Source organism: Lentzea sp. CA-135723 (genome assembly GCF_050936595.1).
Taxonomy (GTDB): Bacteria; Actinomycetota; Actinomycetes; order Mycobacteriales; family Pseudonocardiaceae; genus Lentzea.
Window position 1 is genome coordinate 44,984 of the sequence record NZ_JBNJMK010000001.1, and the last position, 23,991, is coordinate 68,974.

Below are 23,991 nucleotides of genomic sequence, written 5' to 3' on the forward strand. Positions count from 1 at the left end.
CCCCAACAACCGTTGTCACCGCGCCATCAACTCGATCGCGAGCGCCGCGAGCCGGTCGTCGGTGGGCACGACGCGCGACTGGTCGACCGTCACTCCCACCAGATAGCTGCCGATGCTGAGCCGGTAGTAGTAGATCGCTCCCTGTTCGACGTCGAGAACCAGCCGGATCAGCAGGCCGCCGGGCGGACCGCTGGAGGCGAGCCGGTTGAACCTCTGTGCGATGGTTCCGAGCTCCTGGGTGAACCCGCGGTAGAAGGCACGGCGCGCCCCGACCGTGATCTGGCTGAAGAACGGGGCGAGCGACGGGTGGTCGAACTGGTCCAGTTCGGCGAGCACCGCCCCTCCCTCGCAGTACGCGACGTAGTGCAGGTCCTGCGGCCGGACGGCATCGCGGCACGCGCGCAGGACCGCGTCCGGCACGTCCTCGGCGACCGTGGCGCGGTGCTCGGCCATCGGGTCCGCCGACGTCAGCGCCTTCACCTCGTTCTCGGCCGTCCACCCGCCAGGATCCTGCGACTGCAGGCTGATCCGGGCGCGCAACTGGGTCACCAGTGCCGACAGCGCCTTGTCCGCGGCCCGCACGTCGGGCATCTCCGACAGCGGCTCGTCGTCCTGCCGCTCCGAGGCGCACATGCCGACGACCATCTCGCGAGGCACCACCGACTCGCAGAACAGCGCGCCTCTCTCGGTGTGCACGACCGCGCGGATCAGCGTACCTGTGCGCGGCTCCTGCAACGCCCGGTCGAGCTCGGTGACGGCGAACCCGATGCGCCTGCCGAGCCGGTGCAACGGATCCCGGCGCGTGTTCTCGTCGAACGTGTCCACGGAGAAGTCGAACACGTCCCGGCTGTAGTGCGCGACGTGCACGAGCGACGGCGTCTTGCGCACCGCGTCCCGGCAGGCCGACCGGGTCTCCCGGAACGCCTCGCCCAGGTGCGCAGCCTGGAACTCGTGCGTCTCCACGGGCGGCACCTCCGGCTCAGGTCTGGGGGATGTCGACATGGATGTCCCTCCATCCGGCGTCCGCGAGAAGGTCAGGGCTCGCGGCCACGCCGAGGTTCTCGGTGGTGATGATCGTGACCGGGTGGTCGGGGCCGAAGTAGTTCAGGCAGTCGTCCCTGGCCGCGGTCAGGAGGTCTCTGGCCTCGGCCGGGTGCCCGAGCACGGCACGGGCGCGCGCCTGCGACACCACCGCGGCGACGGTCCACGGGTGGTCGTCGCCGAGTCCGTAGCGCAGGCCCTCCAGTGCGGCGAGCACCTCGTTCTCGCCGTCCTCCGGTTCGCCGTGCGCGCAGAGCGCGGAGCCCAGGCACAGCCGTGCGGCCGCGAGGAACGGGTGCTCCTCCGCATAGCCGAGCTCGGTGCGGTAGGCGGAGATCACCTCGCGGGCCAGCCCGATCGCGGCCGACGCGTCGTCGAGCATCCGGTGGTCGTTCGCGAGGCTCAGCCGGCACGCGATCGTGGTCGGGTGGTAGGGACCCACGACCTCGCGGAACCCGCCGAGCGCACGGCTGCTGCGTGCTTGCGCCCCCTTGGGGTTCCCGCTGAGGCGTTGTGTGACGGCGAGCTGCCACAGGGTGGCGAGCTCGGCCTCGTCGGGGCCTCTTTCGTTGCGGTCGTTGATGTTCTGCAGCTTCTGCCACGCGGTGCGCAGCGTCGCGAGCGCCTCGTCGAACCGGCCCAGCTCGCGCTGGAAGATGCCGATCTTCGTCTGGGACCACCTGGTCAGCCCGTCGTCCGGGCCGAGCAACCGCCGCAGGCGCCGGAAGTTGTCCAGCTCCAGCGTCAGCGCGGCCGCCGCGTCACCCGCGAGATAACGGGAGTGCGCCAGGTTGTTCGCGGCGCGACGGGTGTCCGGGTGGTCGTCGCCGAAGATCTCCCGGTAGCCCTCCCACGTCGCGGTGTCCTCGTCCAGCGCCTCGGCGAAGTACCCGAGGCCGCGCAGGTCGCCGCCACGGCCGCGCGCGGTGATCAGGGTCTGCGGGTGGGTCAGCTCCAGCGACCGGCGCTGGTGCACCAGCGCGCCGTCGTCCAGCGCCAGCGCGGCCTCGCTGTTGCCCAGATGCCGTTCGACGTTGGCGAGCTGGGTCGCGAGGCGGTTGCGCAACGGGTCGTCCTGGCCGAACCTCCGCGTCCAGTCGGCGAGCAGGGCGTGCGCCGGTTCGGTCGACGCGTAGCTGATGCCCACGCCGCCGTCGGTGAAGAGGAAGCGCAGCTGGTTCACGAGCCAGCGGCGCACCAACGGGTCGCCGCTCGTCAGCGCGCCCGACACGAAGACGTGCTTCTGCAGTTCCGCGAACTTCGCGGCCCGCGTCGGCAGGGAACGTTCCTCGACCTCGATGGGCGCGTACTCCGCCAGCGCGCTCAGCACGTGGGCCCGCCGCACCGCCCGCTCCTCGTCGCTCATGGAGTCCTGCAACACCTTCTGCACGACGCGGTGGATCCGCAGGCTGCTGTCCGCGCCCCAGTCGACGCGGAACACACCGAAGCGCACCCCGATCCACAGCGCGCGGTCGACCTCCCACGAGTCGAGCGCGAGCGGTTCGGCGTCCGCGCCGCCGGCGCGCACCAGTGCGTTGATCATCGTGGACGACCGGACCAGCCGCAGGTCGATGCCCTGGGTGGAGAGGAACGAGCAGAGCTGGGCGAGCAGGAGCGCGTTGCGGCCGGTCGCACTGCCGCGCAACGCCTCGACGAGCACCCGGACCACGTGGGCGACGATGTCGGCGCCGGACTCGTCGTCCTCGCTCATCCGCTCCAGGAACCGCCGCACCGCCCACGCCGCCGCCTCCCGGCCGGAGGGCGTGCCCGTGCGGCGTTCCACCGCGATCGCCTCGATGAGCCACGACCCCGCGAGCTGCAGCGCGAGCGGCAGGTTTCCGACCACGGCGGCGACCTCGCGGGCCGCCTCGGCGTCGACGTCCGGCACGCGTTCGAGCAGCAGCCGCACGCTGTCACCGATCGGAAGCTCCGCCAGCGTCATGTCGGCGGCGGGGGAGTCGGCCGAGGTGATCAGGACGTGCCCCGGGCCGCCGTCGGGAAGCAGGTCGCTGATCTCGTCGAGGTCGTCCACGTTGTCGTACACCAGCAGCCAGCTCTTGTAGCGCAGACCGGTGGCGAGCTCCGCGAGCGGGGTCGTCGTGCCGTACTCGACCGACCCGAGGTCGGGCGACTCGGCACCGCGCATCCGCTGGGCGAGCTGGGCGATGCTGACGAGCGCGGACGGACGGTCGTGCGCGGGGATCCACCAGATCAGGTCGTAGTCGCCGGTGAACCGGTAGACGTACTCCAGCGCGAGTTCGCTCTTGCCGATGCCCGCCGGGCCGCTCAGCGTGGTGACTCTCGAGGCCAGCACCTGGTCGCGGATCTCCTCCAGGTCCGCGTCCCTGCCGACGAACCTCGGGTGCCGGCGCGGGCGCCTGCGCACCGTCGGGATCCTCGTCGGGAACCGCATGGGGTCGGCGCCCGGTTCGTCGGGGCGGTCGATCAGGTCGAGGTGTCGCAGCAGGAGCCGCCGCGCCTCGTCCTCGTCCAGCCCGGCCACGCTGAACCGGCTCGAGTCGCCGGGAGCGATCGCGTCCTTCTCGGTGAGCATCCAGACGGCCCGGCCGGGCAGGTCGCGGGGTGGCCAGGCGGGCGCGGCGCCGTTCGTGGTGGCCGCTCCCGCCGCGGAGCTGACGACCAGCACGTCGACGGCCTCGACGCCGAGCCACCCCGGTTCCTCGCGCAGGAACGCCGTCGTGACGCCTGCTCTGCCCAGCGCGCTGCGCACCCAGTCGGCCCAGGCGCGGTCGCGGGGCGCGTAGACGATCAACACCCGGTCGGGTTCGGTCGTCGTGGCGAGGCCGAAGATCCGCCGGTAGCGCTGCTGGAACTCCCGCGCCACCCGCGGCACCTCTGTCACGGCGCCCGCCGTGATCGCGTCGGCGAGCCTGCCGTACTGGGCCAGCAGGTCGGGCTCGTCGTGAGCGACGGCATCATCCTCGACCAGCACGGCGAGCAACGGGTCGAACGCCTCGTGGGCCTGGTAGGGGATCTCGACGACCGGGTCGCCCGGCATCCGCGGGACCTGGTCGCCGAGCGCGACGGTGAACGCCGCGCGGATCTGGGCGCGGCTGCGGTCGGCCCTGGGCAGCCGCTGGTGCCGGACCATGGTGGCCACCGGCACGACGTCAGGGGGAAGGACGCGCTGCCGCAACCTCTTGGCCAGCCTGCCCGCGTGCTCGACAGAGCCGGGGCGGGGCTTGAAGCACACGGCGACGACGTCCGCGATGGAGGAGAGCAACGACAGCGCGTCCTCCGTCTCGCTCGTCGGCGCGTCGATCAGGACCACGTCGTACGGCTCGGCGTGCAGCCGGTCGCGCAGCGCGGTCGCGTCGCCGTCCGACGGCGTCTGGTCACCGCGCGCCGGGCCGCTGCCGTCCGGCACGACCGGCGCGAACACGTCGACGTACCCGGTGCCCGCGGGCACGGCGGCGGTCGGCACGGTGTAGCGCCCAAGCTGGAACGGCGTGTTGAGGCCGGTCGCGTCGTACAACGCCGCGAGCAGCCGCCCCGTCGCGTCCGACATCTGCACCTGGTCCGCGTGGAACGGCTCCAGGTACTCGGGCACGCGTGGCGGTTCGGAGCCCCAGTCGACGACCAGGACTCGCTTGCCCGCGCTGGACAGCACCCACGCCAGGTTGGCCACCGTGCTCGTCCGGCCGGCGCCACCCGACGCCGACAGGAAGGCGGCGATGGTGGGTCTCGGTGCGTTGCTCATCACGACTCCAGGTCGCCGTAGCCCGTCACGTAATTACCTGTGCGGCTTTCCTCACTCGGAAAACGTTTCGAGGTTCACTCGAACGGCCGCATCCCCGCTTCTACAGGGCGCTCTGAAACGCGGCGTATTGGTGCTCCTCGGGGTTCTGGGTGAGTATCCGGCGCAGCGACGCCCGCAGGACCGAGTCCGGCATCGCGTCGACTTCCGACAAGTTCACGCCGGTGACGTCGAGAAGCTCGGACTCCAGGAACTCGTCATCGGTCATGTTCGCACCCCTTCCCCCGTGCACGAGACCGGATTACATCGTAGTGTCCGCGGGCGCGAAATGAGGAATACGCCGATCAGACCACCTTCCGGACACCAAAGCATGATTCATTGTGATGGGAGGTATCTCGTGACGCTGCCCTTTCGCCAGTTCGTGCTGAAGCTGCACGGCCGGTGCAACCTCGCGTGCGATCACTGCTACGTCTACGAGATGGCCGACCAGCGCTGGCGCACCCGGCCCAGAGCGATGGCACCGGAGATCGCCGAGCGCACCGCCGAGCGGATCGGCGAGCACGCGCGGACCTGGGGGCTGGCGTCGGTCGACGTCGTGCTGCACGGCGGGGAGCCGCTGCTCGCGGGAGAGGCCGCGATCAGGCACGTCGTGGGCGCGGTGCGGGACAGGGTGCCCGCGCGGGTCAGCGTGCAGACCAACGGCACGTTGCTGGACCAGCGGTTCGCCGACCTCTTCACCGAGCTCGGGATCCGGGTGAGCGTCAGCGTGGACGGTGACGAGCAGGCGCACGACCGGCACCGCGTCCGGCCGGACGGGACGGGGAGCTTCGCGGGTGTCCGGCGGGGCGTCGACCTGCTGCGCGGGCGATCCTGCTACGGAGGCCTCCTCTGCACGGTCGACCTGCGCAACGACCCCGTCCACACCTACGAAGCGCTGCTCGGCCTGGCGCCGCCCATGATCGACTTCCTGCTGCCGCACGGCAACTGGAGCGCGCCGCCACCGGGCCGGACCGCCGACGCGGGACGTGCTCCGTACGGCGAGTGGCTGGCCGCCGCGTTCGACCGCTGGTACTCCGCGCCGCGCAGGGAGACCGGGGTGCGGATCTTCGAGGAGCTGATCACCGTGCTGTTCGGCGGTGCCTCCACCGTCGAGGGCATCGGGCTGAGCCCCGCGCTGATGGTGGTGGTCGAGACCGACGGGACGATCGAGCAGTCGGACATCCTCGCGTCCGCCTTCGAGGGCGCGGGGAGCACCGGGCTCGACGTCCGCACCGCCTCGTTCGACGAGGTCCTGGCCCTGCCAGAGATCCGTGCGCGGCAGGCGGGCGCGGCCGGACTGAGCGCGACCTGCCAGGAGTGCCGGCTGCACCGCGTCTGCGGGGGCGGGCTGCGCGCCCACCGCTATCGGGAGGGGGAGGGCTTCGACCACCCGTCCGTGTACTGCCCGGACCTCAAGCACCTGATCAGGCACGTGCGCGCCAGGCTGACCCGCGACCTGGCGGCGATCCGGTGACAGCGGCGCTGCGGCTGTCCCGCGCGGACTTCACCGCCCTGTCGCACGGCGGTGGCGGCGCGGCCGTCGCCAGGACGCTCGTGCTGGCCCGCCGCAGCCGCACGCTGCAGCTCACCGGCCTGGCCGCGCGACTGTCCCCGTTCGCGAGGGAGGCCTTCGACCTGCTGAAAGACCTCCCGCCGGCCGCCGTGCACCGGGTCCTCGACCACCCGCGGGTCGCCGACTGGGCGCTTCGCGCGGTCACCGGGCGGAGCGCGCCCGAGTGGCTCGCGAACGTGGCCGCCGCAGCGGCGATCCACGCGGGCAGGTCGGTGCAGGTCCGGCTGGCACGCGCGGAGCACGCCGCGTTGCCGTCGGTCGGCACGGTCGTCCGCCCGGTGGCAGGCCGCGTCACCGTCGACGCGCTCGACTGGGAGCCGGTCCCGCGCGTCGACCTGGACGAGGGCGTGTCGCTGGAGTTGGAGCTGTGGCGTGCGGGCTCGCCACCTGCGGGAATGCGGGTGGACGAGGACATCGACGTGGTGCGGTGGCGGGACGGGCTCGCTTCGGCCTGGGGCTACCTGCGCGGCGACCACCCCGCCGTCGCGGAGGAGTTCGCGGCGGCCGTGCGGGTGCTCACGCCGTTGCGCCCGTCGGAGAAGGGGGTCAACAGCGCGACCGTCGCGGACGCGTTCGGGTGCGTGTTCCTGTCGCTCGGACACGACGAGAAGGCCGTCGCCGTGACGCTGGCCCACGAGCTGCAGCATCAGAAGCTGGTCGTGCTGATGGATCTGTTTCCGCTGGTGAAGGCCGACTCCGGCGATCGTTTCTACGCGCCGTGGCGAGAGGACCCACGTCCGTTGGCGGGCCTGTTGCACGGCGTGTACGCGCATCTCGGCGTGGCGCGTTTCCATCGGGAGGCAGGGCAGGAGGCGGACTTCGCCCGCTGGCGGGCGGGCGCGTTGGAGGCGGCGACCGCGATGGTGGAAAGCGCCGACCTGACCGTTCTCGGTCGTGATTTCGTGACGGGGATGATATCCGTGCTGGCGGCGTGGTGTTCCGAACCGGTCGCTCCCGCGGCCGCGGCCGAGGCGAATCGGCTCGCCGCCGAACATCGCGCGCGGTGGGTCGCCAGAAATCTGTGACCGTGCCGATGTCCGTGGTTCCCCTGCTGTTTTTCCACGGTGTTGCCGAGCTGACAAAGAATTGGCCAGGAAATGTCCAGGTTCTGCCTGGCGATGGATTGCGGTAAGCCGAGCGCACTCTGCCTGATGACCTCCGGCTTGAACGATCGGCTGGAATATTCGCGCATTCGGAGGAGGAATCATCCTGTGGCCGGGTCCGGTCGGGGAGTCGCGCCGACCGGCCCGCCTTCGTCACGCGGCGGCTATCGTGACGGGATGAAGGGCCTGCTGCTGAGGTTGTCCGGGCTCGACGCCGACGCCGAGAGCGCCGTGCGGGTGATCGGCTTCTTCGATCGCCTGATCACCGAGCGCGCGGGCCTCGACGCCCTGGTGCGCAGCACGTCCGAACTCGCCGGCTGCCCGGTCGGCCTCTACGCGCCCGGTCAGGGGCTCGCCCTGTGCGCGGATGCCGGGGGAGCGGCACGGCGGCGGCGGTGCCCGCGAAGGCCTCGGTGCGGGCGCTCGAGGGCGGGGTGGAGGTCTGGGTGGCGCGGCCGGGGCCGGCGGCACCGCTCGACGACATGTTGCTGGAGCGGTTCGCGATCGCGGCGGCGGTGCTGCTGGAGCACTCCAGCGTGCCGTTGCCGGAGTTGGGTGATCCCGCGCTGATCGAGCTCGTGCTCTCGGAAGGTGTTGGTACGGCGGAACGTTCGCGGGCGTTGCACCTGCTCGGTGTCGCCGCGACGGCGCCGTTGCGGGTGCTGGCGGCGACGGGGGACGTGCCTGGACGGTCGGTCGTGCTCGGCGCGGTGCGGGCGGTGCTCGTCACCGAGGTGCCCGAGGTGGGTGGACGGCTCGGGGTCAGACCGTTGCTGCCCGCCGTCGACGCGGCCAAGTCGTGGCGGGGTGCGCTGACCGCGCTGCGGTACACCTCGGACGGCGAGCCGGTGGTGTGGTGGGAGCGGTTGGGCAGTCTCGGGGTGCTGGCCGAGCGGCTGGCAGGGGCGGACATCGCGGCGCTGCCCGACGTGCGGGCGCTCGACCGGCTGGCCGCCGAGCCGGGCATGATCACGGCGCTCGACGCGTTGTGCGCCACCGGGTCTGTGCGCAAGGCGGCGGTGGTGCTGCACCGCCACCACAGCACGATGACGGCGCGGCTCGCCCGTGCCGAGGCCGCGCTCGGGTTCGGGCTCGACGAGGCCGGGCGGTTCCGCCTCCACCTCGCGTTGATGCTGAGGCGGTTGCGGGACAACGGCGACTAGGCCCGGCACGCGCCGGTGCTGGACAGTGACCCGGACGCCGACGTGCGCCGCGGTGGCGGGTGCGCCGGTCTACCCGCGGATCGGGTTCGAACCCAACTCGCCGATCCGGTTCTACGCGCTCAAGGACTGACCGGGGCGCGCCACATGCCGAGAAGCGCGTCCACCAGGCCGGTCGCGGCGTCGCCCCAGGTCGCGCGCGGGGTCGGCGTTCCGTCGGCGAGGGCGCGCTCCCGTTCGGCGATCATGTGCACCAGCAGCTGGCGGGCCATGTCGTGCCGTTCGGCCCGCACCTCGTCCGGCAGGTGGGTGAGGCAGGAGTTCAGGCCGGCCAGGATCCGCACCTGCGACGGTGACGAGCGGGTCTCCTCGATGATGATCGGCCGCAGGGTCGGGTCGGTCATGACCTGCGCGCCGAAGCGGGCGAACCAGGTCGGGCTGCCGACCGTGTCGAGGTGCACGGTGACCGGCCTGACCAGGCAGTCGAGCCAGTCGCGCAGGTCGGGGGACGGGCCGAGGCTCGTCACCATCCGCTGGCGGATCTCCTCGACGTGCGCGAGGTGCTTGCGCGCTACGGCCCGCACGAGGTCGGCCTTCGTGCCGAAGTGGTAGCCGACGGCGGTGTTGTTGCCCTGGCCGGCCGCCTCGCTGACCTGGCGGTTCGACACCGCGACCACGCCGTGCTCGGCGAAGAGCCGTTCGGCGGCGGTGAGGATCAGCTCGCGGGTGGCGTGCGCGCGCTCCGCCCGCGTCGAGTTGTCGACCTTGCTCATCACGCCACCATCTTCCACCGGGAGTCGCTCCGGACATCACGGACATCGCTGGACCGCTCCAGATTAAGTCAAGTGACTGACTTAGTATGAGTTACGTGCTCCTCGAAGAAACGCGTCCGGTGACGCGCCCGAACGTCGTCGTGGCCGTCCTGGCGCTCGGCGGCATCACGGTGTCGCTGATGCAGACCCTGGTCATCCCACTCCTGCCGAGGTTTCCCGCACTGCTCAGCTCGGAGCCGGGCGACACCGCCTGGGTCATCACGTCGACCCTGCTCGCGAGCGCCGTCGCCACGCCGGTGATCGGCAGGCTCGGCGACATGTTCGGCAAGCGCCGCATGCTGATCCTCAGCCTGCTCATGGTGGTCGTGGGCTCGGTGATCGCCGCGCTGAGCTACTCGCTGGTGCCGTTGATCATCGGCCGCGTGGTGCAGGGCATGGCCGTCGGCGTCATCCCGCTCGGCATCAGCATCATGCGCGACGAGCTGCCGGTCGAACGGCTGGCCGGCGCGACGGCGTTGATGAGCGCCTCGCTCGGGGTCGGCGGCGCGCTGGGCCTGCCCGCCGCCGCGATCCTGGTCGAGCAGAGCGACTGGCACATGCTGTTCTGGACGTCGGCGGGCGTCGGTGTCCTGGTGCTGGCCGCCGTGCTCGTCTACGTGCCCGAGTCACCGGTGCGCGGCGGCGGCCGGTTCGACCTGCTCGGCGCGGCCGGGCTGTCGGTCGCGTTGATCTGCCTGCTGCTCGGGGTGTCGAAGGCGTCGCAGTGGAGCGGTACCCAGGTCACGGGCCTGTTCGTCGCGGCGGCGGCCGTGCTCGGGGTGTGGGGCTGGTGGGAGCTGCGGACGCGCGAGCCGCTGGTCGACCTGCGCACCACGGTCCGGCGACAGGTGCTGCTGACCAACATCTCGTCGCTGGTGTTCGCGTTCGCCATGTTCGCGCAGTCGCTGGTGTTGCCGCAGGTGCTCCAGCTGCCCGTCGCGACGGGACACGGCCTCGGCCAGTCGTTGCTGGTCACCGGCCTGGTGCTGGTGCCGTCCGGTCTGGTGATGATGGCGACGGCACCGGTGGCCGCGCGGATCTCGAACGCCCGCGGCCCGCGCACGACGCTGATCCTCGGCGCCCTGGTGGTCGCGTTCGGGTACGGCATCGGGATCTTCATGCTGACCGCGGTGTGGCAGCTGGTCGTGATCTCGGCCGTGATCGGCGCCGGCATCGGTCTCGGCTACGGCGCGATGCCCGCGCTGATCATGGGCGCCGTGCCGTCGTCGGAGACGGCCGCGGCCAACAGCCTCAACTCGCTGATGCGCGCGATCGGCACGTCGGTGTCGAGCGCGGTGGCGGGCGTGGTGCTCACGCAGGTGGGCGTGCCGTTCAGCTTCCAGCTGATCATGGGCCTGGGCGCCGCGACCGCGCTGCTGGCAGTCGTGGTCGCGGCGTTCATCCCCTCGGCACAGCAGGTGCGGACGGTCAGCTGAAGAACCGCAGGATCTCACCGGTGACGAAGTCCGGCTGCTCCTCGCAGAGCCAGTGGCCGGACCCGTCGACCCGCACGACCTCGAACTGGTTCGCGAGGTTCGGCAGCGCGCCCAGGAACAGGTCGTAGGACGAGATCGACGCGAGCCCCAGCACCGGCGCCGCCAGCTTCGCGTACGTCTTGCCGTCCGCGATGTCCTGGTGGAACGCCTGGTACCAGCCGTTGCTGGCGCGGATGGCCTCTGCGGAGTTGTAGTTCTGCGCGTAGATCCGCCGTGAACGCTCGTCGATGGCGGACGGCGTGAACGCGGTGTTGGCGAACAGCCAGTCGATCAGGTAGCGGAACCGGCCGGCGAGCAGCTGCTCCGGCAGGCCCATGACCTGGTTGAACGCGAACCACCACACGCTGAACACGCCGGGCGGAGGCAGCAGCGGGATCTGGTAGAAGCTCTCGTCGGGGTGCAGCACGTCCATGAACGCGACCTTCTTCGTCGCGTCCGGGAAGTTCGCGGCGAACGAGAACGCGACCATGCTGCCCAGGTCGTGGCCGACGACGTTGACCTTGGCGTAGCCGAGCTTCTTGACCAGCTCGTGCAGGTCCGTCGCCATGGTCTTCTTGTCGTAGCCGCCCGCGGGCTTGTCCGACGAGCCCTGGCCGCGCATGTCGACCGCGATCACCCGGAACCTCTGGGCGAGCGCGGGCAGGATCTTGTTGTACAGCCACCAGGTCTGCGGCCAGCCGGCCAGCAGCAGGAGCGGCTCGCCCTTGCCGCCCGTGACGTAGTGCAGGCGCACCCCGTTGACCTGGGCGTAGTTGTGCTTGAAGCCGGGGAGGTTCGGCTCGGGCGCCGTCCTCTCCGCGTCGGCCGCGGCGGTCCCGGTGCTCGCGGCGAGCGCGGCGCCCGCCCCCAGTGCGAACACCTTGCGCCTGTTCAGCTCCATCGTCTGATGCCCCCTCCGTTGCTCGGCGCGGACATCCGAACAAGCGGCGCTTGAGCACCGCTGGAGGTCAGGGAACGAGGTGGTAGGCGACGGTCGGCCAGATCTCGCCCTTGATCTCGCGGTCCTCGTCGCGGGCGGGGTCGCGGACGAACCCGGCCCGTTCGGCGACCTTGCGCGAGCCCGTGTTGTCCCGGTGGGTCCACAGCCTCAGTTCGGCGGGCGCGTGGTGGGTGAGGATCCACGCCACGAACGCGGTGAGCGCCTCGGTCGCGAGGCCGCGGCCGCGTGCCGGTGCCGCCACGAGGTACGACACGTGGCCAACGCCGCCGGTGAAGTCGACGGCGACGTTGCCGCAGCGCTCACCGCCGTCCTCGATGCAGAACGAGGCGGTCGACGGGTTCGCGGGCAGTGCCGCGATCGCGGCCGCGACCTGGTCCGCCGTGATCGTGGGCGGGTCGGTGGTGTAGCGCTGGACCTCGGGGTCCCTGGTCGTCTCCGCGTACCAGGCCGCGTCCGCCTCGGTCCACTCGCGCAGCCTCACGTGAGCTCGGCCGAGTCGGTGAGGTTCAGCTTGCGGCGCGCCCGCTGGTAGAAGGTCGTCATGCCGAGCCGCACGACCTTCGCCGCCGCGGCCCTGCCCCGCAACGACACCCGCTGGCCCGGTTCGACGTAGCCCGCGACCATGCCGTCGACCTCGACGGCCAGGCGGCCGCTCGACGGGAGCAGGTCGAGGTCCACCTCGTCGTGCACGGACAGCACCACGCCCCGGTTGTAGGCGGAGTGCGGCGAGGCGGGGGTGACCAGCAGCGCCTCGACGGACGGGCTGGTGATCGGGCCGCCCGCCGAGAAGCTGTACGCGGTGGAGCCGGTCGGGGTGGCGACGATGACGGCGTCGGAGGCGTAGCTGACGAACGGCTGGCCGGCGACGTGCACGGCGACGCGGGCGCTGCCCTCACCGGGGACCCGGACCACGGCGATGTCGTTGAACGCGGTGACCTCGTGCCCGGGGAACCTCGCGTCGATGGCCAGGCGGGGTTCGACGGAGAAGTCGTGGGAGTCGATCGCGGAGAGCGCCGCGGGCAGGTCCGGCACGTCGACCTCGGCCAGGAAGCCGAGTTTGCCCAGGTTGACGCCCAGCACCGGGGCCTTCTCGCCGTCGGCCAGGCGCATGGCGCGCAGCATCGTGCCGTCGCCGCCGAGGCTCACCACCAGGTCGGCCCGCCTGCCCAGTTCGGCGGCGGTGACGGGGGTGGCCTCGCAGCGCAGGCGCTGGATCTCGTCGGTGATGCCGAGGATCTCGACACCGCGGTTGGTCGCCCAGCCGAGGATCGCCTCGACGGCGGGGGCGGAGTCGCGTTGCGGGTGCAGCACAATGCCGGCGGCGTGCACGTCAGATCGTCCTCAGTCGGGTCACGACGACAGTCTGCCGAATTTCGGGGCGGCGTGGGGGACCTCGTCCGAACGGCTGAGGGCCCGGCTCGCGAACCGGCCGTTCGGCGGCCGGGGGTGGCCTCCAGGAGGAGTCCGCAGTGGACGCGCGTTCCTAGGTTGGCGGCATGACCATCCTGCTAGCCGATCCGATCGTGCGTGCCGTCCGGGTCCTCGACAACGGGGACCCGTTGGTGCCACTGGACTTCGCGCCTGGCGTGCTGGTGCGGGAAGGGCTCGCGCGACGCCTCGACGTCGCCCGCGCGCTGCTTCCGTCCGGTGTGGACCTGCGGGTGATCGAGGGGCACCGCACCGTCGCCGACCAGAACGCGATCATCGAGCGCTACACGGACGAACTGCGTCTGCTGCACCCCTCGGCCGACGAGGTCGAGCTCGGCCGGCTGTCCAGCCGGTTCGTGGCGCCGCTGGCCGTCGCGCCGCACGTCGCGGGCGCCGCGGTCGACCTCACGCTGGTCTCGTCGTCCGGTGCCGAGCTGTGGATGGGCACGGCCGTCGACGCGACGCCGGAGGAGAGCGGCGGCACCTGCTTCTTCGCCGCCGAGGTCGACGACGAGGCGCGCCGCAACCGGACGGTGCTGGCCACCGCGCTGGGCGACGCGGGCCTGGTCAACTACCCGACCGAGTGGTGGCACTGGTCCTACGGCGACCGCTACTGGGCTCTGCTGTCCGGCGCCGGCCACGCGCTCTACGGACCGGTGGAGGTGCCCGCGTGGGCGCGCGCGTGACGACCCTGCGGCAGGCGGCCGTCGCGCCGGTGCTGCACGTCGACCTCGCCGCGGTGGCCGAGAACGCGCGGCGGTTCGTCTCGTGGGCCCGCGGTGACGTCATGGCGGTCGTGAAGGCGGACGGGTTCGGGCACGGGCTCGGCGACGTCGCGCGGACGGCCGTGGCGGCGGGGGCGCGCTGGGTCGGCGTCACGTCGCTCGCCGAGGCGGTGGCGGTGCGCGAGTCCGGTGTGGACGTTCCGGTGCTCAGCTGGCTCAACCCGGTCGATGTGAGCGCGACCATCGCGCTGCGGCACCGGATCGACCTCAGCGTGCCCAGCCTGGAGCACCTCGCGGCACTCGACGGCGGGGTGCGCGTGCACCTCCAGCTGGACACGGGGATGGCGCGGGACGGGGCCGCGCCGGAGACCTGGCTCGCGCTGATGTCTGCGGCCAGGCGCGCGGAGCTGGCCGGACGGGTCAGGGTCGCCGGGGTGATGGGGCACCTGCCGTGCGCGGACGTGCCCGGGTCGAACGAGCCTGGCCGCCGGGCGTTGCTGCGCGGGGTCGAGATGGCGCGCCAGGCGGGGCTGCGGCCCTCGGTGCGGCACCTCGCGGCGACCAGCGCTGCGCTCACGGACCCGAGCGCGCATCTCGACGTCGTCCGGATCGGGGCCGGGCTCGTCGGGATCGACCCGTCCGGGACCACTCGGCTGCGTCCCGCGCTGCGGCTGACGGCGCCGGTGGTCCAGGTGCGGCGGGTCGCGGCGGGCACCGGGGTCGGCTACGGCCACCGGTACGTGACGGATCGCGCGACGACGCTCGCGCTGCTGCCGGTCGGGTACGCGGACGGCCTGCCGCGCACCGCTTCCGGGCGCGCGGAGGTGCTGGTGAACGGACGGCGGCGGCCGGTCGCCGGCGTGATCTCGATGGACCAGATCGTGGTCGACATGGGGGACGACGCAGTGACGGCGGGGGACGAGGCGCTGGTCTTCGGGCCGGGGGACAGCGGCGAGCCGACGGTGGCGGACTGGGCCCGCTGGGCGGGCACGATCCCGCACGAGATCGTGACGGGCATCGGGGCGAGGGTGCGGAGGAGCGTTCGATGAGGGGCATCCGCGTCGCCGTGATCGGCGGCGGGCAGAACTGCGAGCACGACGTCTCGGTGGCGTCGGCTGCGTCCGTGCGGGCGGCGCTCGACCCGGAGAAGTACGAGGTGGTAGCGCTCACCATCGGCCGTGACGGCCGCTGGCACGGGCCGGACGGGCAGGTGCTGGACACGCTCACCTCGGGCAGCCTGGCCGCAGCGCTCGACGTGCTGGCGACGTGCGACGTGGTGTTGCCGCTGGTCCACGGGCCGCTGGGGGAGGACGGCACGCTGGCGGGCCTCTGCGAACTGGCGGGAGTGCCGTACGTGGGCTCCCCGCTGCGGGCCGGTGCGCTCGCGATGGACAAGTGGGCGACCAAGCTCGTCGCCGAGGCCGTCGGGGTGCGCACGGCGAAGGGCGTGCTGGTCACCGACGCGTCCACTGTGGACTTCCACGGCCCGGTCGTGGTGAAGCCGGTGGCGGCCGGGTCGAGCTTCGGCGTGACCCTGGTGCAACGCGAGGAGGACCTCGAACCGGCCGTGCGCACGGCGTTGGAGCTCGACGACCGGGTGCTCGTCGAGGAGGTGCTGACCGGCCGGGAGATCGACGTCGCGGTGCTGGACGACCCGGACGAGGGCCGCCGGACCGGGCCGCCGCTGGAGATCCACGTGCCGGGGCTCTTCGACACGGCGGTGAAGTACGACGGCACCGCGCGGTTCGTGATCCCGGCGCCGCTGGACGACACCGAGCTGAAGGCGCTGGAGGACGCGGCACTGCGGGTCTACGAGGCGCTCGGCTGCCGCGGGCTCGCGCGCGTCGACTTCTTCCTGACCGCGGACGGGTTCGTGCTCAACGAGGTCAACACCATGCCGGGCATGACGGCGGAGTCGCAGGTGCCCAAGATGTTCGCGGCCGCCGGACTGTCCTATCCGGACCTGCTGGACAAGCTGATCAGGGGAGCGGTGCGGTGAGGCGCGTCGCCGGACTGGACGTGCTGCGCGGCGTCGCGATCCTGCTGGTGATGCTGCGGCACGCGTTCCCGAACGTGTTCCCCGGCGCCGGGGTGGTCGGCGTGGTGGTGTTCTTCACCCTCAGCGGCTACCTGATCACCGGTGTCCTGCACCGCGAGCTGCAGCTCAACGGGCGCGTCGACTTCAAGCGCTTCTACCTGCGCCGGGCACGCAGGCTGCTACCGGCGTTGATAGCGCTAACACTCGTGTTCGTGCTGGTCACGCTGGTGTTCGACCCGCTGGGTGAGCGCGACGAGCTGCTCAGGACCGTGCTCGTGCTGGTCACGTTCACCGGCAACCTGCCGATCAGCGGGGTGAGCCCGGCGGCGTTCCACGGCTGGACGCTCGCCACCGAGGAGCAGTTCTACCTGCTGTGGCCCGCGTTGCTGGCGCTCGCGTGGGTGCGGAACCGGACCGGCGCGGTGCTGGCCGTCGTCGCGGTCGCGTCACTGGCGGCGTGCGCGGCGACGCTGGTCTGGCTGTGGCCGAACGCCGACAACGCCTACGCGCTGCCCACGTCGTGGTTCGTCTGCTTCGTGATCGGCGCGGCGACCCGGCTCAAGCTGACCAACGCTCCGGCGTGGGGTGTGCCGGTCGCGCTGACCGGGCTGGCGGTGCTGTCGGTGGTGCCGTTGCGGGGCCACGTGCTCACGTACTTCGGCGCGGGCCCGGCGATCGCGGCCTGCACGGCGGTGCTGCTGCTCGTGTGGTCGAAGTGGGAGCAGGTGGCGACGCCGGTCAAGCCGCTGGTCGCGCTCGGCACCCTGTCCTACGGCGCCTACCTCTGGAACTACCCGCTGACGCTGTGGCTGCGACCGGACCTCGGCGCGGCCGCCGGCCCGGTCGCGGCGGTGCTCACGATCGTGGCGGCGGCGCTGTCCTGGAAGTACGTGGAGGAACCCGTGATGCGCTGGGCAGGCCGGGCGAGAGAACCCGCCCCACGGCCCTGACCTGGTTGTTCAGCGTTGATTCTTTCCGCGTGATGCCTCGATCGTGAAGAACCCCTTCTCGGTAGGAAGTGAGGAACGAGAAGGGGGATCTTCCGATGAGTGAGGAAGTGGGTCTGCCGCGGTCGTCGGTCTGACGATCAGGTGCAGGGCGGGGCGGGGTCGACGTCCGGGAAGTGGCGGTTCCAGTCGGGGGCGGACAGGAGCGGCGACACCGCGGCGCACACGCGCTCGGCGGCGTGCTCGACGTCGGCCTCCCACGCTCGCACGGTCCGGTCGCCACCCGCGCTGAGCAGGGTGTGGCCGTCGGGCAGGAACGTCAGCGCGTACACCCGTTCGGTGTGGCCGGACAGGGTGGCGAACGGCGTGTGGTCGGCTACCCGCCACAGCCGGACGTCGTGGTCGGCGCTCGCGCTGGCCAGCGTGGCGCCGTCGGGGGAGAACGCGACGGCGTGCACGGTGTCGGTGTGGCCGGTGAGCTCGGCGACCGGTGCGCCGCTGCCGGCGTCCCACAGGCGCACGGCGAAGTCGGTGCCGCCGGTGGCGAGGAGCCTGCCGTCGGGGCTGAACGCCACGGACTTCACGGCGTGCGACCCGCCGGTGAGGTGAACGCTCACCTGGCGCGTGGCGACGTCCCAGATCCGGGTGCTGAAGTCGGACGACCCGCTGGCCAGGCGCCGGCCGTCCGGGCTGAACGCGAGGGCCTCGACCGACTCGGAGTGGCCGAGCAGCGTGCCGATCGACGAACCGGTGCGCGCGTCCCACAGCACGATGGTGCGGTCGGTGCCGGCGGTGGCGATCGTGGTGCCGTCCTGGCTGATCGCCAGCGTGTTGACGGCGTCGGCGTGTCCCGCGAGATCGGGGAGTTCCACGGGGTCGCCGGTGATGTCCCAGCGGTGCACGCGGTGGTCGGCGCTGGCGGCGTAGAGGGTCCTGCCGTCGGGCGAGAACCTCACCGAGTTCACCGCGTCGGTAGGCCCGGTCAGGGTGTGCAGCAGCCGCCCGTCCCGCCAGAGCTTCACGACGCGGTCGTAGCCGCCGGTCGCGATCATCCCGCCGTGCGTGGCGACGGAGTAGACGGAGTCGCTGTGCGCGGGGATGAGCTCGCCGGGCAGGTCCCACAGCCGCACGGTGTGGTCGTCGCTCGCCGTGGCCAGCGCCGATCCGGCGAAGGCGGCCCCGACGACCCCGGCGGTGTGGCCGGTGAGCACGAGCGGGTCGGGCCGGGCGAGGTCCCAGACGCGGGCCGTGCGGTCGACGGACGTGCTGGCGAGCCGGCCGTCGGGGCTGAACGCGAGGCCGCGCACGACATCCGTGTGCCCGGTCAGCGTGCGCGGCTCACCGGTCTTCGGCCAGATCCTGACGTCCCGGTCGTAGCTGGTGGCGATCTGTCCGTCGGGGCTGACGGCAACGGCGTGCACCGGTCCCTTGCCGGGCAGCACCCGGCTGGTGGGCGTGCCGGTCAGGTCCCAGACGAGCGTGCTGCCGTCCCACGTGCCCGCGACGAGCTCGCCGCCGCCGAACGCGAGCGAGACGACCGCGTCCGGGTGGGGCAGCACGGCGATCTGGCGGGCGCCGCGGAGATCGGTGACGTCCCACAGCCGCACGGTCTTGTCGGTGCTCGCGGTGGCGAGGACGGTGCCGTTGAACGCCACCGCGTTGACCTGGTCCGGGTGCGGGATGGTGGTGAGCAACGTGCCACTGGTCGCGTCCCACAAACGGGCCGTGCGGTCCCATCCGGCCGTGGCGATGATCGTGCCCTCGGCGTTGAACGCGACCTTCACGACGTTCTCGGTGTGGCCGCTGAGCGTCGCGACCTCGCGCGGGTGGTGCGGGTCGGCGATGTCGACGACCCGCACCGTGCGGTCCCGGCCGGCGCTGGCGAGCAGCTTGCGTTGCGGCGCGTAGGCGACGGAGTTGACGTTGTCGGTGTGGCTCGTCAGGCGGGTCGAGTAGAACGGCGTGAACGAGCTGAGCACGGCGCTGCGGGCGTCGGGCGTGGGGGAGAGCCGGTACGCGGCGAGCGCGAGCTGGGCCGCCAGCGCCGGATCGGTGCCGCGCAGGCGTTTCGCGTCCTGCGCGACCTTCTGCGAGAGCGCGCTGTTGCGTTGGCTGGTCGCCTCGGAGGTGGCCTGCATCGCCGTGACGCTGATGCCGGTCACGATGATCAGCAGCAGGGTCAGCAGACCGACGAGGATCTGCAGGCGGCGGCGTCCCCGCCGGGTGCCGGCCAGCTCCGCGGACTCCGCGGTGACGCTGGTGGTGAGGAACTCGCGTTCGCGCGCGGTCAGCGGGTGCGGCGGGTCGAGCAGCCACGGCCGGAACGCGCCGAGCCGCGCACCCCTGACCAGCGCGCCGGGGTCGCGGTGCAACGACTCCCACACGGCCGCCGAGTCAGCGAGGTCGCGGTGCGCGCGCAGGCCGTCGCGGTCGGCCGTGAGCCACTCGCGCAGCCGTGGCCAGCAGCGCAGCAACGCCTCGTGGGTGATCTCGACCCGGTCGCGGTCGACGGTGATCAGCCGGTGGGTGGTCAGCGCCTCCAGGGTGGCCGCGGTGTCCGGGTCGTCGTCCAGCTCGCCGCGGCTGATCCGGCGTTTGCCGTCCTCGGTGCCGTCGCCGATCGCGGTGAGCCTGATGAACAACGACCGGGTGAGGTCCTGCTGCCGTCCGGTGAGGCCCGCGAACACCGACTCGGCCGTGCGGGTCAGCGCGCCCTCGAACCCTCCGGCGGCGCGAAACCCTTGCAGCGTCAGGGTGTTGCCCTTGCGGCGGTGCCAGGTCTCCAGCAGCGCGTGCGAGAGCAACGGCAGCGCGCCCGCCTGGTCGGCGCAGTGCGCGACGAGCTCGGCGACCAGCGCGGTCTCGACGGTGTGGCCGATCCGGCGCGCCGGCTGGACGATCGCGGCGCGCAGCTCGTCGGTGCTCATCGGGCCGACCGTGACCTGGCCGCCGCTCATCGCGTCGACCAGCACCGGGAAGTCCGTGCAGTGGCCGTAGAAGTCGGCGCGCACGCCCAGCACGACGCGGTGGGCGGTCAGTGCGTCGACGAACCGCCTTCGGGTGTCGCGGTCCTCGCAGAGGGTGAAGATCTCCTCGAACTGGTCGACGACGAGCACGGCGTCGTCGGTCCTGGCCGCCTTGGCGTACTCGTCGAGCGGCTGCTGGCCGGGCGTGAACAGGACGGCGTTGCCGAGTCTGGGCATCAGGCCTGCCCTGAGCAGCGACGACTTGCCCGCCCCGGACGCGCCGACGACCACGACGACCCGCTGGGACTCGACCCGTCCGGCGAGCTTGTCGATCAGGCGGTCGCGGCCGAAGAACCGTTCCGCGTCGTCCTGCCCGAACGGCGTGAGGCCCGCGTAGGGCGAGCTGACGTCGTGTTCCGGCCGTGGCTCGTCGGCCGCCGTCGCGTGCCAGCGGCGTTCCCACTCCTCCTCCGAGCCGCCGCACGCCCGCACGTACGCCAACGTGACCTGGAGCGTCGGCAGCTTGCGCCCGGCGGCGGCCTGCGACAGCGCCGCCTCCGAGTAGTGCGTCAGCGAGCTGAGCTGCCGGTACGTCGGGCTCCCCGCCCGTTCCCGCAGCGACCTGAGCTCCCGTGCGAACGTGAGCACGGCCGAGTCGCCGTCGTCGAGCGGTCTTTCCTTGCGCGGCATCCCCGGTTCCCCTCTCCCCGGGGCAAGAACCTAGCCGCAGAACGCCCTGATCGTGCCGGTGAGCACGTCGGTCAGCCGGTCGAGCGAGGCCAGGTCGACGTACTCCTCGGCCGCGTGGGCACCCGCGCCGTCGACGCCGAACAGCAGGCAGGGGATGCCCGCCTGGTCGAGCAGCGCGCAGTCGGTCCAGAACGGCTCGGCGCGGATGATCGGCTCGGCGTCCAGGTTGGCGATGAGGGCCTGGACGATCTCGGCCTGCGGGTCGGCTTCGAACGGGTCCCTGGCGAGGCCTCGGGTGAGGGTGGCGCTGAAGTCCGGAACCGTCTCGGTGAGGTGGTCGAGGATGGCCTGCAGCTCCTGCTCCGGTGACTCGCCGGGGACCGTGCGGCGTTCGAGGGTGATCCGGCAGGTCGCCGGGTAGGTGGAGGCCTCCTCGCCGCCGGTGATCAACGACGCGTGGACCGTGCCGGTGCCGAGCAGGTGGTGCTTCTGGCCGTTGGCCAGGTCTTCTTGGAGCTGCTCCAAGGCGACGAGGAAGTGGCCGGCCTTGGCGATCGCGTCGATGCCGAGCTCTGGGCGTGAGCCGTGCGCAGCTTTGCCGTGGACCTCGACGTCGAACCACGCGAAACCCCTGTGCGCCAGGGTGACTTCGAGGTGGCTGGGTTCGGTGACGATGGCGGCGTCGGCGGTGAACGACTCCAGCACCTCCGCTGTGCCCGTGCTGCCGTGTTCCTCGTCGGCAACGCACGCGACGATGACGTCACCACGCAACGGACGTTCGGTGGCTCGGGCGGCGGCGACCATGATGGCCGCGATGCCGCCCTTCATGTCGAACGTGCCGCGGCCGTACATCCTGCCGTCCTCCGTCCTGGGGTCGAGCGGGTCGCCGTCGTAGCCCGCCAGCCCGACCGTGTCGAGGTGGCCGTTGAGCATCAACGACTTCCCGCCGCCGGTCCCCTTCCTGACGGCGACGATCGACGGCCTGCCCGGTCGCCGTTCGAGGCGGTGGACCTCGAAGCCGTTCGTGCGGAACCAGGTGGCGCAGAAGTCGGCGATCTCGCGTTCGCCGCGGCCGCCGGGGACGAGGTCGGGGTTGACCGAGTCGATCGCGATCAGGTCCGCGAGCAGGTCACGAGGGTTCACGGGCGTCCTTCCGTGCTGATGAGAACGACGGTGTCGAGATCGTGGAGATCCGCGCGCACCGCGCGGAGCCCGGCGAGCGAGGCGGCCCCGCACGGTCCTGAGTGGACGTTGAGCGCGTGGAGGTCCTCCATGGCCTGCACGCAGTCGTCGTCGGAGATCGCCACGGCGCCGTCGAGGCCGTTGCGCAGGTACGGCCAGGAGGTGGCGGACGGGGTGCCGCAGTTGAGCCCGGCCATGATCGTGCCGCCGGTCGGGACGGTCGTGAGCTCTCCCGCTTGGAGGCTGTGCAAGACGCAGGCGGCGGTGTCGGGTTCGACCGCGAGCAGCCGGGTGCCGCTGCGGCTGCGGTAGTGCGTGACCACGGCCTGGGCGAACGAGCCGACGCCGACCGGGATCACCACCAGGTCGGGTTCGGCGGGCAGTTGCTCGTCGATCTCGTGGCAGAGCGTGCCGTAGCCCTCGACGATCCACTGCGGCACCTGTTCGTAGCCAGGCCGGCCCATGTCCTGCACGAGCACGCCATCGGCTTGCGCGGCTTGGGCGACGGCGTCGTCGTACGTGCCGTCGACCACCGTGACCTGGGCGTTCTCCTGGCGGATGGCCTCGACCGCCTCTTCTGGCACAGTGGTGGGGACGAAGACGTGGGCCCGGTGGCCGTTCAGCCGGGCCAGCCTGGCGACCGCGCGGCCGTGGTTGCCGTCGGTCGCGGTGGTGAACGTGACTTGGCCTGTCACGCCTTCGAGGAGCCGGTGCACCGCCCAGGACGCGCCGAGAGCCTTGAAAGCGGGCAGGCCGAGCCGGGAGGATTCGTCCTTGACGAACAGCCGGCCGATTCCGAGCTCAGCGGCGAGGCTCGGGAGCTCGGTCAGCGGAGTGGGCGCGTAGCCGGGCAGCCCCGCGTGGAAGTCCCGCACCTCGGCGGGACCGGGCGGGCATCTCCAGCTGCGGGCCTCCGGCCGCGAGAACTTCATGCTCGACAGCGTGCGGTGGCGTGGATCATCGGTCCAGCGCATGTTCTCGACGTGTGTCGGTGGGAGAAACCGAAGGGTTGGGGAGCCGTGAGTGACGAGGAGCTGATCGTCGAGTTCGCGCTGACCCGCCTCGACAACCCTCAGCTCGACCTGGAGGAGGTCGCGGCGCTGGTGGTGCGGCGGGTGGGGCCGGAGCGCATGGTCGAGTTCGCCGGGCAGACCCTGGTGCACCGCGACGAGCTGCGCGGCGCGGTGTTCCCGGCCGCGGTCGAGCACGTGCTGCGGGTGGTGCTGACGTTGCGCGGGCCGCGCGACTAGAGGGTCCTCGCGGTCTGCCTGGTGAGCTCGACGACCTTGGTGGCGAGCGGGGACAGGGTGCGGTTCGCCTGCCAGGCGAGGTAGATCTCGCGCGGGGCGAGCGCCGGTTCCAGGTCGTGGGTGGCGAGGCCTCTGGTGTCGTCGAGCGCGAGTTTCGGCATGACCGCGAGGCCCATGCCGGCGCGGACCATCGAGAGCACGCCGCGGTTGTCGGCGGTGCGGAACACGATCAGGGGTGCTACGCCGTGGTCGGCGTAGACGCGTTCGACCCTGGCCTGGTCGCAGATCGGTGGCTGGGCGACCATGGCCGTGTTGTGCAGCGCGGTCAGCGGGACCGGTCCTGGTGCGAACTGGCCCGGGCGGGTGACCAGCGCGTACGGGTCGTCGAGGATCTTGGTCTGCTCGACGTCGCCGGTGAGCCTGCCGTCGAAGAAGACCAGGTCGAGGCCGTCGGCGGTGGGCTGGTCGGTCTCTTCCTCGAAGAGCCTGATGTCGGCGTTCGGGTGCTCGTCGAGGAGCCTGCGCACGACCGCGGGGAGCAGGACGTTGGTGATGCTCTGGAACGTGCCGATGTCGACGCGGCCCTCGCCCGCCTTGAAGCGCTCGACGGCGTCCTCGGTGGCCTGGGCGCGGGCGAGCAGGTCGCGGCCGTGCGCCAGGACCACCTCGCCGAGCGGGGTGAGGCGGACCGGTTTCGGGCCGCCCGGGCGGTCGAACACCGCGCCGCCCACCGCCTTCTCCAGGGCCGCCACCTGCTGGCTCACGGCGGACTGGGTGTAGCCGAGGCGGTCGGCGGCACGGCCGAAGGTGCCCTCGGCGGCGACCGCGTCGAGGGTGGCGAGGTGGCGGAGGTCCAGCATTTGATAAGCGTAGCTTGTTGCTT

General features: G+C 72.0%; 20 protein-coding genes. 9 read left to right on the plus strand and 11 right to left on the minus strand.

Annotated elements, in window-relative coordinates; all coding sequences use genetic code 11:
- Positions 1 to 15: 15 nt before the first annotated feature.
- The 3 genes from ACQEU1_RS00165 to fxsA form a co-directional block, all read right to left on the minus strand.
- Positions 16 to 963, minus strand: coding sequence for a hypothetical protein (locus ACQEU1_RS00165; RefSeq protein ID WP_433194843.1), 948 nt, complete (start codon positions 961 to 963; stop codon positions 16 to 18).
- Between the two features lie 16 nt (positions 964 to 979).
- A complete protein-coding gene (gene fxsT / locus ACQEU1_RS00170; RefSeq protein ID WP_433194845.1) occupies positions 980 to 4,762 on the minus strand; it encodes an FxSxx-COOH system tetratricopeptide repeat protein in 3,783 nt (1,260 codons plus the stop codon).
- Between the two features lie 100 nt (positions 4,763 to 4,862).
- The gene (fxsA, locus tag ACQEU1_RS00175) at positions 4,863 to 5,027 is read right to left on the minus strand and encodes an FxSxx-COOH cyclophane-containing RiPP peptide (protein ID WP_433194847.1); all 165 of its coding nucleotides are present in this window, start codon (positions 5,025 to 5,027) and stop codon (positions 4,863 to 4,865) included.
- Between the two features lie 129 nt (positions 5,028 to 5,156).
- On the opposite strand from fxsA, the gene ACQEU1_RS00180 reads away from it, so the two are divergent.
- The 3 genes from ACQEU1_RS00180 (at position 5,157) to ACQEU1_RS00190 (ending at position 8,637) form a co-directional block, all read left to right on the plus strand.
- Entirely contained in the window at positions 5,157 to 6,272 is a 1,116-nt protein-coding gene (locus ACQEU1_RS00180) for an FxsB family cyclophane-forming radical SAM/SPASM peptide maturase (protein WP_433194849.1), read from the plus strand.
- Complete coding sequence (locus ACQEU1_RS00185; RefSeq protein ID WP_433194851.1) at positions 6,269 to 7,396, plus strand: aKG-HExxH-type peptide beta-hydroxylase; 1,128 nt, start codon at positions 6,269 to 6,271, stop codon at positions 7,394 to 7,396. The genes ACQEU1_RS00180 and ACQEU1_RS00185 overlap by 4 nt, the downstream gene beginning before the upstream one ends.
- Before the next feature lie 437 nt (positions 7,397 to 7,833).
- Complete coding sequence (locus ACQEU1_RS00190; RefSeq protein ID WP_433194853.1) at positions 7,834 to 8,637, plus strand: helix-turn-helix domain-containing protein; 804 nt, start codon at positions 7,834 to 7,836, stop codon at positions 8,635 to 8,637.
- A 119-nt stretch (positions 8,638 to 8,756) separates the two neighbouring features.
- On the opposite strand, the gene ACQEU1_RS00195 is transcribed toward ACQEU1_RS00190, so the two are convergent.
- Positions 8,757 to 9,407, minus strand: coding sequence for a TetR/AcrR family transcriptional regulator (locus tag ACQEU1_RS00195; RefSeq protein WP_433194855.1), 651 nt, complete (start codon positions 9,405 to 9,407; stop codon positions 8,757 to 8,759).
- An 86-nt stretch (positions 9,408 to 9,493) separates the two neighbouring features.
- Here ACQEU1_RS00195 and ACQEU1_RS00200 point away from each other — a divergent pair, with 86 nt between their 5' ends.
- Positions 9,494 to 10,882, plus strand: a complete 1,389-nt coding sequence (locus ACQEU1_RS00200) for an MFS transporter (protein WP_433194857.1) — start codon at positions 9,494 to 9,496, stop codon at positions 10,880 to 10,882.
- On the opposite strand, the gene ACQEU1_RS00205 is transcribed toward ACQEU1_RS00200, so the two are convergent.
- The 3 genes from ACQEU1_RS00205 to ACQEU1_RS00215 form a co-directional block, all read right to left on the minus strand.
- Complete coding sequence (locus ACQEU1_RS00205; RefSeq protein WP_433194859.1) at positions 10,875 to 11,822, minus strand: alpha/beta fold hydrolase; 948 nt, start codon at positions 11,820 to 11,822, stop codon at positions 10,875 to 10,877. The genes ACQEU1_RS00200 and ACQEU1_RS00205 overlap by 8 nt on opposite strands.
- A gap of 67 nt (positions 11,823 to 11,889) precedes the next feature.
- Positions 11,890 to 12,363 carry a GNAT family N-acetyltransferase gene (locus ACQEU1_RS00210; RefSeq protein ID WP_433194861.1) on the minus strand — a complete coding sequence of 158 codons (474 nt, stop codon included), beginning with the start codon at positions 12,361 to 12,363 and terminating at the stop codon, positions 11,890 to 11,892.
- Positions 12,360 to 13,211: an NAD(+)/NADH kinase gene (locus ACQEU1_RS00215; RefSeq protein ID WP_433194863.1), complete on the minus strand. Its 852-nt coding sequence runs from the start codon at positions 13,209 to 13,211 to the stop codon at positions 12,360 to 12,362. Before ACQEU1_RS00215 ends, ACQEU1_RS00210 begins: the two co-directional genes overlap by 4 nt.
- 167 nt (positions 13,212 to 13,378) lie before the next feature.
- Between ACQEU1_RS00215 and ACQEU1_RS00220 the strand changes: the two genes are divergently transcribed.
- Genes ACQEU1_RS00220 through ACQEU1_RS00235 form a run of 4 tightly spaced genes read left to right on the plus strand, consistent with a single transcriptional unit; the run spans position 13,379 to position 17,023 of the window.
- On the plus strand, positions 13,379 to 13,996 hold the full coding sequence (locus ACQEU1_RS00220; RefSeq protein WP_433194865.1) for a M15 family metallopeptidase: 618 nt from the start codon (positions 13,379 to 13,381) through the stop codon (positions 13,994 to 13,996).
- Positions 13,981 to 15,084: an alanine racemase gene (alr, locus tag ACQEU1_RS00225; protein WP_433194867.1), complete on the plus strand. Its 1,104-nt coding sequence runs from the start codon at positions 13,981 to 13,983 to the stop codon at positions 15,082 to 15,084. The genes ACQEU1_RS00220 and alr overlap by 16 nt, the downstream gene beginning before the upstream one ends.
- Complete coding sequence (locus tag ACQEU1_RS00230; RefSeq protein WP_433194869.1) at positions 15,081 to 16,034, plus strand: D-alanine--D-alanine ligase family protein; 954 nt, start codon at positions 15,081 to 15,083, stop codon at positions 16,032 to 16,034. The genes alr and ACQEU1_RS00230 overlap by 4 nt, the downstream gene beginning before the upstream one ends.
- Positions 16,031 to 17,023: an acyltransferase family protein gene (locus tag ACQEU1_RS00235; protein ID WP_433194871.1), complete on the plus strand. Its 993-nt coding sequence runs from the start codon at positions 16,031 to 16,033 to the stop codon at positions 17,021 to 17,023. The genes ACQEU1_RS00230 and ACQEU1_RS00235 overlap by 4 nt, the downstream gene beginning before the upstream one ends.
- A 137-nt stretch (positions 17,024 to 17,160) precedes the next feature.
- On the opposite strand, the gene ACQEU1_RS00240 is transcribed toward ACQEU1_RS00235, so the two are convergent.
- The 3 genes from ACQEU1_RS00240 to ACQEU1_RS00250 are packed head-to-tail and all read right to left on the minus strand — an operon-like array spanning position 17,161 to position 22,790.
- A complete protein-coding gene (locus tag ACQEU1_RS00240; RefSeq protein ID WP_433194873.1) occupies positions 17,161 to 20,676 on the minus strand; it encodes a helix-turn-helix domain-containing protein in 3,516 nt (1,171 codons plus the stop codon).
- A gap of 30 nt (positions 20,677 to 20,706) precedes the next feature.
- On the minus strand, positions 20,707 to 21,819 hold the full coding sequence (locus tag ACQEU1_RS00245) for an ArgE/DapE family deacylase (protein WP_433194875.1): 1,113 nt from the start codon (positions 21,817 to 21,819) through the stop codon (positions 20,707 to 20,709).
- A complete protein-coding gene (locus ACQEU1_RS00250) occupies positions 21,816 to 22,790 on the minus strand; it encodes a pyridoxal-phosphate dependent enzyme (RefSeq protein ID WP_433194877.1) in 975 nt (324 codons plus the stop codon). Before ACQEU1_RS00250 ends, ACQEU1_RS00245 begins: the two co-directional genes overlap by 4 nt.
- An 87-nt stretch (positions 22,791 to 22,877) precedes the next feature.
- Here ACQEU1_RS00250 and ACQEU1_RS00255 point away from each other — a divergent pair, with 87 nt between their 5' ends.
- The gene (locus ACQEU1_RS00255) at positions 22,878 to 23,108 is read left to right on the plus strand and encodes a hypothetical protein (protein ID WP_433194879.1); all 231 of its coding nucleotides are present in this window, start codon (positions 22,878 to 22,880) and stop codon (positions 23,106 to 23,108) included.
- Here the strand turns inward: ACQEU1_RS00255 and ACQEU1_RS00260 are convergent.
- On the minus strand, positions 23,105 to 23,968 hold the full coding sequence (locus ACQEU1_RS00260; protein WP_433194881.1) for a LysR family transcriptional regulator: 864 nt from the start codon (positions 23,966 to 23,968) through the stop codon (positions 23,105 to 23,107). The two genes, ACQEU1_RS00255 and ACQEU1_RS00260, sit on opposite strands and share 4 nt — an antisense overlap.
- Between the last annotated feature and the right edge of the window lie 23 nt (positions 23,969 to 23,991).